Below are 380 nucleotides of genomic sequence, written 5' to 3'. Positions count from 1 at the left end.
CCGGCTCCAGCAGTCCGAGCTGAAACGCCTGCCGAAGGTCGACAACCTGTTGTGGTTCTTCCAGAACACCGCCAAAAAACTGGAACAGCCCCGTATCCTGCCCAACCCCGCCGCCAGACCGGCGCAGATGCCGCCGCTGGTTTACCTGGCCGAGACCACCGCGCCGGCGCCGTCTGAACCGGACCCCGGCGACGACACGGAATACGACCGCCGTCAGCCCAAAGTCCAGGTCCGTTTCCCTGCGCCGCCCCCGCGGCCGATGAGTGCCTTACAGGGGTTCGGCCTGGGTCTCTTACTGGGGGCGTTTGTCCTGACCGGCAGCTGGCTGGGCCTTTACCGGCCGCTGCAACAGCAGCTCACCGCCCTGACCGACACCCCGG

Annotated in this window: 1 pseudogene; it reads left to right on the top strand. The window is 67.4% G+C overall.

From position 1 onward, the window contains the following. Nucleotides 1–380: pseudogene (locus tag ACGF49_RS24985) on the top strand (hypothetical protein); the annotation flags it as partial.

Source organism: Photorhabdus sp. RM96S (genome assembly GCF_042879335.1).
Taxonomy (GTDB): Bacteria; Pseudomonadota; Gammaproteobacteria; order Enterobacterales; family Enterobacteriaceae; genus Photorhabdus; species Photorhabdus kayaii.
This window is presented reverse-complemented; position numbering and strand designations above follow the sequence as displayed.